The organism is Ruegeria sp. CDSB136 (genome assembly GCF_059610965.1).
Genome location: NZ_JBXWOP010000015.1, coordinates 46940 through 63976, shown reverse-complemented (window position 1 = coordinate 63976; position 17037 = coordinate 46940). Strand labels below are relative to the sequence as shown.

At 59.8% G+C, this 17037-nt stretch carries 15 protein-coding genes; 13 read left to right on the top strand and 2 right to left on the bottom strand.

The features are described from left to right. Positions 1 to 99: 99 nt before the first annotated feature. The 7 genes from AC2FIR_RS16255 to mdoH all read left to right on the top strand — a co-directional run bounded on the left by AC2FIR_RS16255 (position 100) and on the right by mdoH (position 9599). Positions 100 to 564, top strand: coding sequence for a DUF302 domain-containing protein (locus AC2FIR_RS16255; RefSeq protein ID WP_496745656.1), 465 nt, complete (start codon positions 100 to 102; stop codon positions 562 to 564). Positions 565 to 643: 79 nt separating this feature from the next. Next, the gene (locus AC2FIR_RS16250; protein ID WP_496745658.1) at positions 644 to 2263 is read left to right on the top strand and encodes a thiamine pyrophosphate-binding protein; all 1620 of its coding nucleotides are present in this window, start codon (positions 644 to 646) and stop codon (positions 2261 to 2263) included. Beyond that, positions 2250 to 3434, top strand: a complete 1185-nt coding sequence (locus tag AC2FIR_RS16245) for a CaiB/BaiF CoA transferase family protein (protein WP_496762730.1) — start codon at positions 2250 to 2252, stop codon at positions 3432 to 3434. The genes AC2FIR_RS16250 and AC2FIR_RS16245 overlap by 14 nt, the downstream gene beginning before the upstream one ends. A gap of 180 nt (positions 3435 to 3614) precedes the next feature. Continuing rightward, the gene (locus AC2FIR_RS16240) at positions 3615 to 4985 is read left to right on the top strand and encodes a tetratricopeptide repeat protein (RefSeq protein WP_480914685.1); all 1371 of its coding nucleotides are present in this window, start codon (positions 3615 to 3617) and stop codon (positions 4983 to 4985) included. Between the two features lie 32 nt (positions 4986 to 5017). Next, entirely contained in the window at positions 5018 to 6235 is a 1218-nt protein-coding gene (locus tag AC2FIR_RS16235; protein WP_496745662.1) for an OpgC family protein, read from the top strand. Beyond that, positions 6232 to 7731 carry an OpgD/OpgG family glucan biosynthesis protein gene (locus AC2FIR_RS16230; RefSeq protein ID WP_496745664.1) on the top strand — a complete coding sequence of 500 codons (1500 nt, stop codon included), beginning with the start codon at positions 6232 to 6234 and terminating at the stop codon, positions 7729 to 7731. Before AC2FIR_RS16235 ends, AC2FIR_RS16230 begins: the two co-directional genes overlap by 4 nt. Beyond that, positions 7728 to 9599 carry a glucans biosynthesis glucosyltransferase MdoH gene (gene mdoH / locus AC2FIR_RS16225; RefSeq protein ID WP_496745770.1) on the top strand — a complete coding sequence of 624 codons (1872 nt, stop codon included), beginning with the start codon at positions 7728 to 7730 and terminating at the stop codon, positions 9597 to 9599. The genes AC2FIR_RS16230 and mdoH overlap by 4 nt, the downstream gene beginning before the upstream one ends. On the opposite strand, the gene AC2FIR_RS16220 is transcribed toward mdoH, so the two are convergent. Then, complete coding sequence (locus tag AC2FIR_RS16220; protein ID WP_496745666.1) at positions 9600 to 10415, bottom strand: CE1 family esterase; 816 nt, start codon at positions 10413 to 10415, stop codon at positions 9600 to 9602. Then, on the bottom strand, positions 10415 to 10885 hold the full coding sequence (locus AC2FIR_RS16215; RefSeq protein ID WP_480914690.1) for a rhodanese-like domain-containing protein: 471 nt from the start codon (positions 10883 to 10885) through the stop codon (positions 10415 to 10417). Before AC2FIR_RS16215 ends, AC2FIR_RS16220 begins: the two co-directional genes overlap by 1 nt. 222 nt (positions 10886 to 11107) lie before the next feature. Here AC2FIR_RS16215 and AC2FIR_RS16210 point away from each other — a divergent pair, with 222 nt between their 5' ends. From AC2FIR_RS16210 to AC2FIR_RS16185, 6 genes are read left to right on the top strand one after another with little or no spacing between them, the layout of a single operon-like run. Next, positions 11108 to 13978: a monovalent cation/H+ antiporter subunit A gene (locus AC2FIR_RS16210; RefSeq protein ID WP_170609580.1), complete on the top strand. Its 2871-nt coding sequence runs from the start codon at positions 11108 to 11110 to the stop codon at positions 13976 to 13978. Further along, a complete protein-coding gene (locus AC2FIR_RS16205; protein ID WP_170609578.1) occupies positions 13978 to 14337 on the top strand; it encodes a Na+/H+ antiporter subunit C in 360 nt (119 codons plus the stop codon). The genes AC2FIR_RS16210 and AC2FIR_RS16205 overlap by 1 nt, the downstream gene beginning before the upstream one ends. Next, a complete protein-coding gene (locus AC2FIR_RS16200) occupies positions 14334 to 15875 on the top strand; it encodes a monovalent cation/H+ antiporter subunit D (RefSeq protein WP_496745668.1) in 1542 nt (513 codons plus the stop codon). Before AC2FIR_RS16205 ends, AC2FIR_RS16200 begins: the two co-directional genes overlap by 4 nt. Beyond that, positions 15875 to 16372, top strand: a complete 498-nt coding sequence (locus AC2FIR_RS16195) for a Na+/H+ antiporter subunit E (RefSeq protein ID WP_170682411.1) — start codon at positions 15875 to 15877, stop codon at positions 16370 to 16372. Before AC2FIR_RS16200 ends, AC2FIR_RS16195 begins: the two co-directional genes overlap by 1 nt. Next, a complete protein-coding gene (locus tag AC2FIR_RS16190; RefSeq protein ID WP_170609575.1) occupies positions 16369 to 16638 on the top strand; it encodes a K+/H+ antiporter subunit F in 270 nt (89 codons plus the stop codon). The genes AC2FIR_RS16195 and AC2FIR_RS16190 overlap by 4 nt, the downstream gene beginning before the upstream one ends. 7 nt (positions 16639 to 16645) lie before the next feature. Then, a complete protein-coding gene (locus tag AC2FIR_RS16185; protein WP_480914696.1) occupies positions 16646 to 17032 on the top strand; it encodes a Na+/H+ antiporter subunit G in 387 nt (128 codons plus the stop codon). Positions 17033 to 17037 lie beyond the last annotated feature (5 nt).

Below are 17037 nucleotides of genomic sequence, written 5' to 3'. Positions count from 1 at the left end.
AGGGTGCACTCCTCTGACGGGCCACCCCACAAGAATGTGAATGCGTCGGTGCTGAATTTCTGGCATCACAGGGTCAGTCACACCAAATGAGGCAATGTGATGAGATTGCTCTGGGTCCTGTTCTGTCTGCTGGCCTATCCCGTTTGGGCTGATGATCCCGACATCCCCGAAGGCTGGGCGGTTTACGTGACCGACAAGTCATATGAGGACCTGGTGGACGCCACCAAAACAGCAGTCAAGGAAAATGGGCTGATCGTGGTGACGCAAGCCGGGCCTACAAAAGCCGCCGCTGCGCGCGGGATCACCATTCCCGGCAACCTGGTAATCGGCGCATTCAACAACGATTTTGCTGTGCGTGTTTTGGAAACATCGACCAACGCGATGATCGAGGCGCCGATCAGGTTTTACGTGACCGAAAACGAAGACGGAACTGCCACCCTGTCCTATAAAACGCCCGGATTTGTGTTTGCTCCTTATGCCTCAGAAGGTGGCGCAAAGCTGAGCGAAATTGCCCGGGAACTGGACAAAAAGTTTCAGGCCGTGGCCGAAGCGGCAGTCAAATAGTCACACTGCCGTGATCTGCCTTGCGTCCGACGGCGTCCTCCGCAATCTGCTGTGCAACTTGTGTATCGGAGCATGACGGATGCAGGACCTTTCACCCCGCGCGGCGGATATTCTGGCCCAACGCCTGTACGAGGCCGGTTGTCGCCATGCTTTCGGTATGCCTGGAGGAGAAGTTCTGACGTTGGTCGACGCGCTTGAGAAGGCGGGTATAACCTTTCATCTGGCCAAACACGAAAACTCGGCTGGTTTTATGGCCGAGGCGGTACATCATCGCGACGGTGCGCCTGCGATTCTGGTGGCGACATTGGGCCCCGGTGCGATGAACGGGATCAACGTGGTGGCGAACGCGTTGCAGGACCGGGTTCCCATGATCGTGCTGACTGGCTGCGTCGACGCGGACGAAGCGCTGACCTATACGCATCAGGTTATGGACCACTCCCGGGTCTACCGCTCGATCACGAAGGGCACGTTTGTAATGACCGCCGAGGGCGCGGATATCGTCGCGGACAAGGCCGTGTCACTTGCCAATCAGCCACGTCCTGGCCCCGTGCATATCGACGTGCCGATCTCGGTTGCCGATACGCCTGTCAGCAGCATGAAACGGCGCCGACTGACCAAGCCCGCCGCCGTTGCCCCCGAAGGGAACTGCCTTGAAAAGGCCCGGCGCTGGGTCGCCGACGCCGAGCGTCCGCTGGCCATCATCGGGCTCGATGTCCTCTATGACGACTCGCGCTGTGTAGTGCGGGCCTTTCTTGAGCACTTCCGAATTCCCTTTGTGACCACCTACAAGGCCAAGGGCGTGGTGCCCGAGGATCATCCCCTGTGTCTGGGCGCTGCAGGGCTGTCCCCGCTGGCGGACAAGCATCTGGTGCCATTGGTGGAGCAGGCCGATCTGGTCCTGTGCCTGGGTTATGACCCAATCGAAATGCGCCCCGGCTGGCGCGAGATCTGGGACCCCGAGGAAAAGCGCGTGATCGACATCTCGGCGGTCGTCAACGATCACTACATGCATCAGGCCGGGCTCAATCTGGTTGCCGACACAGCGGCCACGCTGGAGGCCATCGCCAAGGGCAATCCCGCGCGCGCGACGTGGCCTGGTGGCGAGCCCGAACAGGTGAAAGCGGCACTGGCGCAAGCGTTCCCGATGGATGACGACTGGGGACCCGCCGCAGTGATCGCGGAATCCCGCGCAGCGCTTCCGCCCGAAACCCTGGCGACTGCCGACAGCGGCGCGCATCGCATCCTGCTCAGCCAGATGTGGGAATGTTCCGAGCCGCGCGGGCTGATACAATCCTCGGCCCTGTGTACCATGGGCTGCGCCGTGCCGATGGCCATAGGCCTGAAACTGGCAGAACCGGACCGTCCCGTGATCAGCTTTTCCGGCGATGCCGGGTTCCTGATGGTCGCCGGCGAGCTTTCGACGGCTGCTGAAATGGGTGGCAATCCGATCTTTCTGGTCTTTGTCGATGCCAGCCTTGCGCTGATCGAGCTAAAGCAGCGCCAGCGTCAGATGGGCAACCGGGGCGTTGACTTCGACCGCCACGATTTTGCCGCCATGGGGCGCGCCTTTGGCGGCAATGGCCACACTGTTCGCAATCGCGCCGAATTGCGCGCAGCACTGGATGCCGCCGTAAAAGCCGACACATTCACGGTCATCGCCGCTGAGATTGAGCGCGGAGGTTACGATGGCCGCATCTGAAGGGCCGCTGAAAGGCGTCAAGGTTCTGGATCTCAGCCGTATTCTGGCCGGGCCGACCTGTACGCAATTGCTGGGCGACTTGGGCGCCAGTGTCATCAAGACCGAAAACCCGGCAACGGGTGGCGACGACACACGGCAGTGGGGCCCGCCATATGTCGAGGATGCGGACGGAAACCGCTCGGACCTGAGTGCTTATTTCATGGCAGCCAACCGCAACAAGAAATCCGTGGCGATCGATATCACGACCGCCGAGGGTCAGGCCGAAATCAAACGGCTGGCATCTCATGCCGATATCCTGATCGAAAATTTCAAACCCGGCGGCCTGGCCAAATACGGGCTGGACTACGTGTCTCTGTCACAGGAGCTTCCAGGGCTCGTGTACTGCTCGATCTCGGGATATGGGCAAACCGGACCAAATGCGAGCAAACCCGGTTATGATCTGATGGCGCAGGGCTATGGCGGGATCATGTCGCTGACCGGCGACCCCGAAGGCGCGCCGATGAAAGTGGGTGTCGGCATTGCCGACGTGATGTGCGGCATGTACGCCACCGTCGGCATACTGGCGACTTTACGGCACCGCGACCAGACCGGCGAAGGACAGCAGATCGATCTGGCGCTGGTCGACGCGCAGATCGCATGGCTGATCAACGAAGGTGTGAATTACCTGACATCCGGCAACGTTCCGCAACGGCGAGGCAACGGGCATCCCAATATCGTGCCCTACGACGTCTATGAAACGTCAGACGGCCACGTCATTCTGGCAGTCGGCAATGACACACAGTTTCAAAGATTCTGCCGTTTCATCAACCGCGAAGACCTTGCCGACGATCCCCGTTTTGCAACAAACCCGGCCCGCCTTGAAAACCGCGATGCTCTGAACGCAATGCTGCGACCTGCCCTGCAAGGCATGGACACCGCAACGGTGATCGCGGGTCTGGAAAACCTGAAAGTTCCCGTTGGTCCGGTACAAACACTGGATCAGGTTTTTGCCACCGATCAGGCGGCGGCCCGCAACATGCAGATCGCCATGCAAGCGCAACCTGGGCCGGTGCAACTGATCGGAAATCCGCTCAATTTATCGCGCACGCCGGTCACCTATCGTGCGGCTCCGCCAGTATTTGGCGCCGATACCCAGGCCGTTCTGAGCGCCGAAAATCCCTTCGACGATTGAAACACAGTGCCCGTTTCGGCGGCATGTTGCTGAAACATGCCCTTGAATCGGCGGTTTTTTTCGCGTTTTACACACACAGCCTTTCACCAATTCGAGAGCAGGGTCGATACTGTTACGTCCCGTCGGCACACTCTGATAAATCGAACAGTGTCAAATATCGCAATCAGATTGGACCCAAGTATGAAACAAGACGTTTTTGGACAAATGAACACTTTGGCCCAGCCGGCAAGCGTCGAAGCGTGGAATGGTGTTCTGCTTGGGTTCGTGGCGCATTCAGCGGTCACGCCCCAACACTTGGGCAAAGTGCTGGAGCTTGAGCCGGATTTTGCGCTGGGTCATGCCATCAAAGGTTTGTTCATGGCGTTGCTGGGCCGGCGTGAAATGATGCCTGTCGCAGTCGAAGCGCTGACGGCTGCAAATGCCGCAATGGCGCGGCAGCCGATCTCGGCCCGCGAACGTCTTTATGTCGATGCACTGGCGCTTTATCTGGCCGGTCAGTTGGAGCAGGCGGTTCAGAAGTTCGAAGCGGTGCTGCGCGACCATCCGCAGGATACGCTGGCCATGAAACTCAGCCACGCGACCCGATTTGTGCTGGGCGATGCCCCGGGCATGCGCCGGTCGATCGAACGCATCCTGCCCGCTTATGCGCCGGATCATCCAGGGCGCGGATACCTGCTGGGCTGCCACTCGTTCGCGCTCGAGGAAACCGGTGCCTATGAAAAGGCCGAAATCGCGGGCCGTCAGGCACTGTGGATGGTTTCGGACGACGCATGGGGGCTGCATGCGGTCGCGCATGTGCATGAGATGACCGGTAACGCGCAGCTGGGTCTGGACTGGCTGGCCGGTCGCGAAAACGCCTGGTCGCACTGCAACAACTTCCGCTATCACGTGTGGTGGCACAAGGCGCTGATGCATCTTGATCTGGGTCAGATCGATCAGGTGATGGAGCTGTATGATCACCACATCCGCCAAGACAAGACCGACGATTACCGAGACATCTCGAACGGAACCTCGTTGCTGATGCGGTTGGAACTTGAGGGTGTAAATGTCGGAAATCGTTGGGAAGAACTGGCCGATTTGTCCGCCGCGCGAACCGAAGATGGCTGTTTGATTTTCGCGGACCTGCATTATCTTCTGGCGCTGACCGGCGACAACCGCGCAGACGCCACGGCAAAGATGCTGAACCGCATCCAGCAAGACGCAAAACGCGCCAAGGATGACACTACCCGCCGCATGGCCGATCCCGGCGTAGCCGCGGCACTGGGTCTTGAGGCATTCGCCGACGGCCAGCATGGCACCGCCTTTGACCATCTGTGTACCGCGCGCGGATCAATGCAACTGGCAGGTGGCAGCCATGCGCAACGTGATGTTTTTGAACGTATTACAATCGATTCCGGCCTGCGCGCCGGACGTCTGGATGAGGTTGAGCACATTCTTGACGACCGTCGTGCCAAGCGGGCCGGAGGCGAGGACAACTATGCCCTCGCGCGTCGGGCACTGATCGCAGCGGCACGCGACAGCGGTGACATGCAAAGCGTGCCCGCCGAATAACAATAAAAAAGACCAGGAAGGACAGAGAACGTATGGCGACTGTTTCGCCCGCTACTGATTTTGCATCGGTTGCAGCTTCGGCTGCGACCTCTGCCAGCACGCGCGATCCGCGGCTGGATTTCTATCGCGGCATCGCGATGTTCATCATTCTGATCGCGCATATCCCGAACGATCCGTGGGCCAAATGGATTCCGGCACGCTTCGGCTTCTCGGATGCGACCGAGATTTTTGTGTTCTGTTCCGGCATGGCCTCGGCGATTGCCTTTGGCGGGGCCTTTCTGCGCAAAGGCTGGTGGCTGGGCACCGCCCGGGTCGCCTACCGGATCTGGCAGGTCTATTGGGCACATATCGGCCTGTTTTTCTTTGTCGCCATGACCATGGCCGCACTGGACCAGACTGGCACGTTCGAGAAAACCTATGTCTCGTCTCTGAACCTGCAACATTTCTTCAACGATCCTGCGCCGCAGATGGTCGGGATTTTCACACTCACCTATGTACCGAACTATTTCGACATCCTGCCGATGTATCTGGTGGTTCTTGCGATGATGCCTTTGTTCATGGGCCTGTCCCGGATCGGTTTCTGGGCGGTTGCAGCAACCTCGATCGCGATCTGGCTTGTCGCCCAGTTCGGAGTGCTGGCCCTGCCCGCCGAGCCGTGGTCGGACCGCCAGTGGTTCTTCAACCCATTTGGCTGGCAATTGCTGTTCTTTACCGGTTTTGCATTCATGCGCGGCTGGATTCCCGCGCCGCCTGTGTCGAAAACACTGATCTGGATCGCGGCGCTGTTCCTGATCTTGTCCGCGCCCTTTGGGTCGTGGAAGGTGTTCCTTTGGGTGAATTCCGCAGCACCGGAACTGGGCGCGCTGATCCGCAAGGCCTGGCCCCTGACCGAGGAATTGCGGAGCAAAACCGAATTCGGACTGTTCCGTTATCTCCATTTCCTGTCACTGGCCTATCTGGGCTGGGTCGCCGCCGGGGAACACGGGCATCGCCTGATCGCCTCGGGACACGGCGTGGCGGCGCGGATCTGGCAATGGCTGCTGACCGTCATCACCAAGGTGGGTCAGCAATCGCTGGCAGTGTTCGTATTTTCGATGGCAGCGGCACGACTTATCGGCGTTGGACTGGACCAGACCGGGCGGGATTCCGCCGCTGTCTTTGCCGCCAACATAATTGGCTTTGCCATGATCATCGGTGTGGCCTATCTGGCCGCATGGTTCAAATCGCAACCATGGAAATATAAGAAATGATTCTTACACGCCGCGCATTTCTAACTTCATCGACGGCACTGGCATTTGCCCCATCCGCGTTTGCGACTGGCGGTGAGGTTCCGTTTGACCGCGATGATGTGATTAAGCTTGCCCGCGATCTGGCCAGCCGCCCCTATGCGGAACGCGAGATGGTGCCGCAGGAATGGCAGGACCTGACATATCAGCAGTATCGCTCGATCCGGTTCCGGCTGGACCGGGCGCTGTGGTACGAGACCGAGACACCCTTCAACGTCGATTTCTTTACCCCGGGCCTTTATTTTCCGCGCACTGTTCAGGTCTCGACCGTTGAAAACGGCATGACGACACCGGTCGCGTTCGATCTGGCGATGTTCGACAAATCCGAAGACGTGCCACACCTTCCCGTGGACGACACTCTGGGCTTCTCCGGTCTGCGCTTACGCACCGAGATGCACCGCCCCGGTAAAACCGATGAGTTCTGCGTTTGGCAAGGTGCAAGCTATTTCCGCGCCATTGGCCTGCACGAAGTTTACGGCCTGTCAGCCCGCGGGTTGGCGCTGAAGACCGGCGACCCGGATGGCGAGGAATTCCCCGAATTCATCCGTTTCTGGCTGGAGCGCCCTGCGCCTGGCCAACGCAACATGATCGTCCATGCGCTGATGGACAGCCCCAGCGTAACCGGCGCTTACCGCTTTGATGTCACCGCAGGCGCGGATTGCGTGATGGAGGTCGAGGCGACCCTGTTCCCGCGCGAGGATCTGACCCATGTGGGCATCGCGCCCGGAACGTCGATGTTCCTGTTCGATCAGACCAATCACAGCCGCTTCGACGATTTCCGGCCCGCCGTGCATGACAGCGACGGGCTGATGGTGCGCAACGGCGCGGGTGAAGTGCTGTGGCGGCCGCTGGCGAACCCGACGCGGTTGCAGATTTCCTCCTTAGTCGACACCAACCCGGTCGGCTTTGGCCTGATGCAACGGAAGCGTGAGTTCTCGGATTACGCTGATCTTGAAGCGAACTATCACAAACGCCCCGGCCTGTGGGTCGAACCCAAAGGCGACTGGGGCAAAGGCTCGGTCACGCTGGTCGAAATTCCTGCCGATCAGGAGATCTACGACAACATCGTTGCCTATTGGCGACCGGCTGCCCCGTATGCTGCGGGCAGCCAGATCGATATATCCTACCGCCTGATCTGGGGCGACAATCCTCAGCGTACGCCGATGGCCAGCGTAATCAACACGGCAATGGGCGAAAACACGTTCGGCGAAGGGCGTCTGGCCGTCATCGACTTTGAGGCCAGCGACTTGTTCGACGACCCCGAGGCGATTTCGATCTTTGTGGATTCGCCTCATGCCGAAACCTCGGACGGTGTGTTGCAACGCAACCCGGATACCGGCGGAATGCGGTTGGCATTTTCATTTGAACCCGCCGAACGGGATCATGTCGAACTGCGCGCGCAGTTGCTTGTCGGAAAACAACCGGCCTCCGAGGTCTGGCTGTACAGATGGACCATATGAACCGCGATCTGCATATCATGCCCCCCGAGGCGCTTTTGGCCATGCCGGCGCAGGATTTCAGCGCCGGGTTCCGTGACGCACAGGTTCCTTCCCGGACGGACAATCCGTCTGCCGGGTTCTGGCGCGCCTTGGCTTTTTCACCCGCGATGGCCGCAACGCTGGGCCTGTTGTGGGTGATGTCCGACTGGTTCGGAGCCGAAGGGATCAACCTGATCGAGGGCATTCTGCTGACGCTGATCTCGTTCAATTTCTTCTGGATCTCGTTCACGGTCTGCACCGTTCTTCTGGGCATGGCGTCGCTTGCGCGGCAGGAGCAGCCCAAACACCAGACCCGCCCGACCCCGCTGCGCGTCGCGTTGTTGATGCCGGTTTATAACGAAGTGCCGTGGTTCGTTCTGGGCAATGCCCGGACCATGCTGGAAGAATTGCGGGCGCGCGGCGGCCAGCATCACTATGCCATGTTCATCCTGTCCGACACACGCGACCCCGAGATTGCCGCGCAGGAACAGGCCAGCGTCGAGGCGCTGCGAACCTCGCTCGCACCCGGGCTGGAGTTGTATTACCGCCGCCGCGAACAGAATACCGACCGCAAGGTCGGCAACATCGCCGACTGGGTCAGTCGATGGGGCGCGGACTGGGATGCGATGCTGGTGCTGGATGCCGACAGTCTGATGACCGGCCGCGCCATCGCCCGCCTGACGGATTCTCTGGCGCGTGATCCCGGCGCGGGCCTGATCCAGAGTTATCCGCAACTGATCGGTGCGCAGTCGGTCTTTGCCCGGATGCAGCAATTCGCCAACGGAGTTTATGGCATTGCCTTTGCCGAAGGTCTGGCCCGCTGGTGCGGGCAGGAAGGCAACTACTGGGGCCACAATGCCATCATTCGTACCCGTGCCTTTGCCTGCTGCGCCGGGCTGCCCAAACTGCGATCTTTCAGCGGGCAGGACCAACTGATCATGAGCCACGACTTTGTCGAGGCCGGGTTGCTGCGCCGCGCCGGCTGGGGTGTGCGATTCCTGCCGCGTATTCGCGGATCGTATGAAGAGACACCGCCCACCCTGATTGACCACGCCATGCGCGACCGCCGCTGGTGTCAGGGCAACCTGCAGCACCTGAAACTGCTGGGCTCCGCCGGATTCCGCGCGGTGTCCCGCTTCCACATGTTTCATGGTGCGGTCGGCTATCTGATGTCACCGCTGTGGTTCGCGCTGCTGGTCATGTGGGCGCTGATCGGTCAGGGCGAGGATGCGTCGGTTCTACATTATTTCAGCCCAGACAACCCGCTATTTCCGCAATGGCCGGAAATGACTGAAACCCGCCACGTGCTGATCATTCTGGTCATGTATGCAATGTTGCTGGCGCCCAAGGTACTGGGCGTCGTGGCCCTGCCCCTTAGCGGTGTTCGCTATTCCGATTTCGGTGGCGGGCGGCGGTTTTTCATCTCGTTTCTGTCCGAGGTGATCCTGTCGATCCTCTATGCCCCGATCCTGATGGTACAACAGATGATCGCAGTCTTCCGAACAGCGTTGGGCATCCAAAAAGGTTGGTCCCCGCAAGCCCGCGACGGCGGTAGCTATAGCCTGCGCACCCTTGTTCTATGCCACGCTCTGGAAACGATCAGCGGGATCGCACTGAGCGTTGGGATTCTGGCCGGGCTGGTATCGGTCTGGCTGGCCCCGATCGCCATCAGCCTGGCCCTGGCTATACCGCTGTCCGCGCTTAGCGGCGTGTCCGCAGGAACGGCCCGGCGCATGGTCGGTATGCGCGAGGACTTCGCCGAACCCGCAATCACCCGTTCGGCCCTCCGCCACCGTGACGAACTGAAACGCCTGATCGAGGGCAAGGGGACGATGACCCCGGCGGAATGATCAGCTTCCGGGCAGGCCTTCGTACCAGTCCACCATCATGTCCGCCCACCCTTTGGGAACACCGTGACCACCAGGAAACAGCGCAAACTCCAGCGCGCTGTTTTCGGCGCAGCCTGTCCAGTTTCGGCGCATGAAATTACCCGTGATCGAAAACCCGGATGGTTTGGTATCCGGGCATTCATTGGCTTCACGCCAGATTTCAAATCCTGCAAAGATATCCCCCTGATGGAACCGGCCCCCACCCAGTATGCGCCCCTCCAACGGGACTACATTGTCTGCCCAGCCATGGGTGTGAAACAGCTTGACCGGCCCTGCGCAGCTTTCGGGATTTGGCCGCCAAAAGCCTCCTGACACAGGCACATAGGCCGAAAACGTCTCTGGTGCATCGCAGGCCAGATAGTTCACCATGAACCCGCCTGCGGAAAACCCGCCCAGCACAACCCGGTCGCTGTCGATGCCAAATCGGTCGGCTGCGTCCTGCACCACTTCGGTCAGAAAGGCGGTCTCGTCCCGCCCCTCCCAGCCGGGATAGAAGTTCCAGCTTTTGCGCCCGTTGCTCATTGCCCCTTCGGGTGCCATCACCGCATAGCCACGCGCGAGCAGCGGATCGACCATATTGCGGTTCTTCATCGTACCGCTGCCGCTGCCGCCATAGCCATGCAGGAACACGACCAGCGGCGGGTTTTCGGCCTTTGGCAATTCGATGTGGTATTCGCCGGACGGGGTCTCGCACGGACCTTCAGATTCGGCACACGTGGCCAAAGCCGTTTGTCCGGCGAATGAAAGGCTCAGCGCCAGCCAGAATTTCGCTTTCATCAAATGTCCTCTTTGTAAGCTTCGACCGGCAGCCCTGCGCGCAGCCAACCCGGTCCGGCGGCCGAGCCCAGCATGCCTTCGGGGACGTCGATAATATTGGTAAAACCGGCAGCCGTCAGTTGATTGCTCAGCCGCGCCGACCGGACGCCGCGGGCGCAGATCAGCGCAACAGGCGCAGACCGATCGCCATCTGCAAGCTGCGTGAGCGCCTGCACGAAGTCCTCGCGGCGCATATCAAGCGGATGCGCGCCCCTGCCAATCCCGGTTGCGCGCCATTCCCGGGGGGTGCGGATATCCACCAGCAGGATGTCCCCCGAAACTGCCTGTTGATACGCGCCGGCAACCTGAACCCGTCCACCGGAATAATCCTGTGGAATCAGACGGTACTGCCGTATCGCAAAGCCGGCGGCGATGGCGGCACCAACACCCAAAACTACCCGCCTTCGCGTTAGGTTCACTTTTTCTGCCACGCCGCGCTCCCATGCCGACAAATCGGTTTTATCACAGGGCGAAGCACATTGCCGCGTCGAATTGGCATCGGCCGGATCAAGTTCGCGTCATTTTCGCCCCAAAGGAAAATCCGCGCGCCCTTCACGCCGAAACGGGCGCATAATCTTGCAATCGCTGGACAGTCAGAGAATTATCCTTACAAAATCAATACCACTTTGACCGCCCAGACCGGAGTATCGCACTTGTCCCTATTCCTTATCGCGGCCCTTCCCTTCCTCGGAGCTGTGTTCCCAGCCCTTCTGATCCGGGCGGGACGAAACGCGGCGGCCTCGGCTGCCGGACTGACCACATTTCTGGCACTGATGGGGCTGCTGATCCACATTCCGTCCGTCATGCGCGGCGAGGTGGTGACGGCCAGGTTCGACTGGATACCGGGGCTGGGACTGAACGCGAATTTCATGCTGGACGGGCTGGGGTTTCTGTTTGCCCTGCTGATCCTGGGGATCGGTTTGCTGATCATCCTCTATGCGCGGTTCTACCTGTCCCGCGAAGACCCGATGGGGCAGTTCTATACCTATCTTCTTCTGTTCCAGGGCGCGATGGTGGGCATCGTTCTGTCCGACAACATTCTGCTTTTGTTGATTTTCTGGGAACTCACGTCGCTCAGTTCCTTCCTGCTGATCGGATACTGGCGGCACCTGCCCGAGGGGCGTCAGGGCGCGCGCATGGCGCTGGCTGTCACCGGATCAGGCGGGCTGGCGATGATCGCCGGGATGCTGATCCTTGGTAATATCGTGGGGTCCTACGACCTGAGCGTTATCCTCCAGAACAAGGAGCTGATCCAGTCGTCGCCCTACTACATGCCCGCGCTGATCCTGATCCTGCTGGGTTGTTTCACCAAGTCAGCGCAGTTCCCGTTCCATTTCTGGCTGCCGCACGCGATGGCCGCACCAACACCGGTTTCGGCCTACCTGCACTCGGCCACGATGGTAAAGGCCGGGCTGTTCCTGATGGCGCGGATGTGGCCGGTTCTGGCCGGGACCGAGGCCTGGTTCTACATCGTGGCAACAACCGGTCTGGTAACGATGTTGATCGGTGCCTGCATTGCGCTGTTCAAGGATGACCTCAAGGCCTTGCTGGCGTTTTCGACCGTGTCGCATCTGGGTCTTGTGACCATGCTGCTGGGCTTTGGCACCAAGATTGCCGCCGTGGCCGCCATCTTCCACATCATCAACCATGCAACTTTCAAGGCCGCCCTGTTCATGACCGCAGGGATCGTCGACCACGAGACCGGAACCCGTGACGTCAAACGGCTGGGCGGGTTGCGGCACCTGATGCCGATCACCTTCACCATCGGGACGATTGCAGCCCTGTCGATGGCTGGCCTGCCACCGCTGAACGGGTTCCTTTCCAAGGAAATGATGCTTGAGGAAACAGTCCATACAACATGGCTGAACTCGCATTATCTGGTGCCCGGTCTGGCCCTGTTGGCGGCGCTTTTCTCAGCGGCCTATTCCTTCCGCTTTGTGGGCCACGTTTTTCTTGGCCCCGAGCGGGACGATTACCCGGCACATCCGCATGATCCGCCCGTCGGGCTGTGGTTGGCCCCCGCATTTCTTGTGGTTCTGGTTGTGCTGATCGGTCTGTATTCCGCCGCCATCGTTGGCCCGCTGGTCGCCGTTGTCTCCAGCGCGGTGATCGGCGGAGAGAAGCTGCCCTACTATTCGCTCAAACTGTGGCATGGCTTTACTCCGGCGCTTTACATGTCCATCGTGGCAACGCTGGGAGGTTTTTTCCTGGTGTCGCTGCACAAGCGCGGAGAACAGGTCTGGAACGCGCTGCCCCGGCCCGAGGCAAAAGACATCTTCGACGCAGTGATCGGCGCGCTGACAAAGCTCAGCCAGTGGGTCACGGACGAGCTGCACAATGGCGTCATCTCGCGTTATGCCATCATCATGATCGCCTTTACCGTGGGGATGGGTTTTTACGCCTATTCGACCGGCACAATCGGGCTTGAGACCCGGGTGCCGCTGCCCGCACCAATCATACCGATTATCGGCTGGATCTGTCTGGTGGGAGCAACGCTCGCGATCATGTGGTTCCACCGCAACCGCCTGTTGTCACTGGTGCTGATCGGTGTTGTGGGTCTGATCGTGTCAATGGCGTTCAACTACCTGTCCGCTCCGGATCTGGCGCTGACGCAGATTTCGGTCGAAGTGGTCACGATGATCCTGCTGTTGCTGTCGCTGAACTTTCTGCCAACCGAAACCCCACGGGACAGCAGCGCCCAGCGCCGCTGGCGGGATGCGGCGATCTCTGTCGTGGCGGGGATCGGCAGCGGCGCCTTGATCTATGCGCTGATGCTGCGCGATTTCGCTTTTCCGACGATATCGGATTTCCATCTGGCGAACTCGTACAAGGGCGGCGGCGGCACCAACGTGGTCAACGTCATTCTCGTCGACTTCCGGGGCTTTGATACTTTTGGCGAGATCATCGTTCTGGGCATTGCCGCGCTGATCATCTTTGCCCTGACCGAGGCGGTTCTGAGCACAAATGTCCGGGCCTATCTTCTGAACCGCAAACCGCACTGGCCGCAATCGGGCGACTCGCACCCGCTTATGATGGTGGTTGCAACCCGCGTGATGATGCCGATTGCCCTGATGGTGGGCGCCTACATCTTTTTCCGCGGCCACAACCAGCCCGGCGGCGGCTTTATCGCGGGTCTGATCGTCGCGATCGCCTACCTGATGCAATACATGGCCAGCGGATACACCTGGGCCATTGAACGGCAGAGGTTCTTTTACCACGGAACAATCGGCTGGGGCGTTCTGATAGCCGCTGCGACCGGACTGGGCGCGTGGTTCAATGAAAGGCCGTTCCTGACCAGCGATTTCGGCTACATTCACTGGCCGCCGCTGGAAGAGTTCGAATGGGCCACCGCCATCCTGTTCGACACCGGCGTATTCCTCGCCGTTCTGGGTGCTGTCATGCTGGCGCTGGACAGCCTGTCACGGTTTGCATGGCAACCGGGCATGGCGCAGGAGTTCCCGATGGATATCAACCCGCTTCGGGATGATCCGCCAGAAGAAGACCAAGAGAAGGAGCAGGCCTGATGGAAGCGCTCGTAGCCTCTGCCGTAGGCGTCATGACCGCAGCCGGGATCTTCCTGATCCTTCGTCGCAGGACTTTCCCCGTCATTCTGGGCCTGTCTTTGCTGACCTATGCAGTCAATGTGTTCCTGTTTGCCACCGGGCGGCTGGCGCTGAATGCGCCGGCGGTTCTGAACAAGTACAAGGACGTGCCCTACACCGATCCGCTGCCGCAGGCACTCGTGCTGACGGCCATCGTGATCTCGTTCGGGATGACGGCGGTGATCGTGATGATCGCCCTGTCCGCCTATCTGTCGTCCATGGATGACCACATCGACATGAGCGCGCAGGACAGCGTGGACGGCGCAGGAGAAGACGCATGAATCACTGGATCGTTGCGCCGATCGTCCTGCCCGCGATCCTGGCCCCCTTCATCATCATGGTGCTGCGGTTCCATCTGGACCTGCAGCGCATCTTCTCGGTCGCCGGTGTCGTAGGCCTGCTGGGTATCGCCCTGACCATCACCGCAAAAGCGTCGGGCGGCGACATTCAGGTCTATGAACTTGGCAACTGGCCCGCGCCATTCGGGATCGTGCTGGTGCTGGACAAACTGTCGGCCATGATGGTGCTGCTGACGGCATTGCTGGCACTTCCCATCGTGCTGTATTCCATTGCCTCCGGCTGGGACGACAGGGGAAAGCACTTTCACGCCCTGTTCCACTTCCAGCTTATGGGTGTTTGTGGCGCCTTTCTGACCGGAGACGCGTTCAACCTGTTCGTTTTCTTCGAAGTTCTGCTGATCGCCTCTTACGGCCTGATGACGCACGGAGGTGGTTCTGTACGGCTGAAAGCCGGGGTTCAGTACGTCACCTACAACCTGCTTGGTTCGACCCTGTTCCTGTTTGCACTTGGCACCATCTATTCCGTGACCGGCACTTTGAACATGGCCGATCTGGCGCTGCGCGTGGCCGAAATTCCACCCGAAGATACAGCTTTGCTGCGGGTCGGCGCGGTACTGCTGCTGCTGGTTTTCTGTATCAAGGCCGCCGTTCTGCCACTGCATTTCTGGTTGCCCGCCAGCTATGCCAACGCTCCTTTGCCTGTGGCCGCGCTGTTTGCGATCATGACCAAGGTGGGCGCATACTCGATCCTGCGGGTCTATACCCTGGATTTTGGTCCCGACGTCGCAGTGACAGAAGGCCTGGTCGGAGCTTGGCTGCAACCGGCTGCATTGGTCACTCTGGCGGTCGGAGCAATCGGCATTCTGGGAGCACAGCACATCGCGCGCCTGGTCGCATTCTGCGCGATTGCGTCGATGGGCACTTTGCTGATTGCGATTTCGCTGTTCTCGCCCGGCGCAACCGCTGCCGCGCTGTATTACATTTTCCACTCGACACTGGCGACGGCGCTTATGTTCCTTGTGGCCGACCTTGTGATGCAGCGGCGCGGCGGCGCCATTGAGCCCGGCACTCCGATGCCGCAAAGCGGGTTGATTTCGGCGCTGTTCTTCGTGGGCGCAATTGCGCTGGCCGGTATGCCGCCACTGTCCGGTTTTGTCGGCAAACTGCTGGTACTGGACGCCGCGCGGGATGCCCCGGACGCCAACGCAATCTGGGCGGTGATCCTGATCGGGTCTTTTGTGACAATCGTTGGACTGGCCCGGGCCGGGTCGCTGATCTTCTGGAAAAGCCACGACGCACAGCACAACACAGCAGAGTCCGAAAATGAAGATGAAGACGTCGTTCTGCCTGCGCCCGAACCTCAACCGGCGCTGGCATTCACGGCGGTATTCGGACTGGTCCTTGGCCTGATGCTGTTGACCTTGTTCGCTGGCCCGGCGCTGACCTACGCTGAAGGCACGGCAGGACAATTGTTCTCGCCCGAAAATTACATCTCGGCCGTCATGGGAGGTGAAGAATGATCAAACTGCTACACCGGATATTTCCGCACCCGCATCTGACCATTCTGCTGACGTTTGTGTGGATGTTGCTTGCCAACCAACCCTCGCTGAATTCGCTGGTGTTTGGTCTGATTCTGGGGATCATCATCCCGTTCATCACGCAGCCCTACTGGCCGGACCGTCCCATACTGCGCAACTGGCCGATGATCGTGGAATACATGCTTGTCGTTCTATGGGACATTGTGATGGCCAATATCGCGGTCGCCCGGATCATCCTGTTCAAGCGCGACAGTGATCGGCAACCAAACTGGGTCTGTATTCCGCTTGAACTGCGCACACCCGAGGCGATTACCGTGTTGGCCGGAACGATCACCATGACGCCGGGCACCGTCAGCTGCGATTTGTCTGCGCAGGGGCACAATCTGTTGGTCCATTGCCTTGACGCCCCGAACCCTGACGAGGTTCGGGACCAGATCAAGCAACGCTATGAACGTCGCCTCAAGGAGATTTTCGAATGATCACCTATGCCATCTATTTCACCTTTGCCTGTTTTGGCGCGGCGATCATGATGTGTCTATGGCGGATCGTGACGGCCGACGGTGTCGGCACGCGGGTACTGGCGCTGGATACCATGGTCATCAACACCATCGCGTTGATGATCCTTTACGGTCTCAGGCTGGGAACCGAGATCTTCTTTGAATCCGCCATGATCATCGCCATGCTGGGCTTTGTTTCAACGGTGGCTTACGCACGCTTCATGCTGCGTGGCAACATTATCGAGTGAGGGCGACATGGGTTTCGTTTTCGAATTTCTCATCGCTTTCTTCCTGATCGTCTCGGGCATATTTGGTTTCGTGGGATCGTTTGGCATGATCAAGCTGAAGGATCCGATGTCCCGGCTGCACGCGCCGACCAAGGCCACAACTCTGGGCGTTGGGGGCGTTCTGCTGGCGTCGATCTTTCATTCCGTCCTGCTGGAGGATCACGCGTCGCTGCACGAGCTGCTGATAACGCTGTTTTTGTTCCTGACCGCGCCGATCACGGCCCTGTTCATTGCCAAATGGCACATTCATCGCCATGAATCGCCCGGCGATCTGCCGGATGCAGGCGAGGATGAGCTTTGGGCCACCCACGCGGTCGAGCAGGTCGAAGACGTCCCGGATCACACAGCGAACTGAACCTG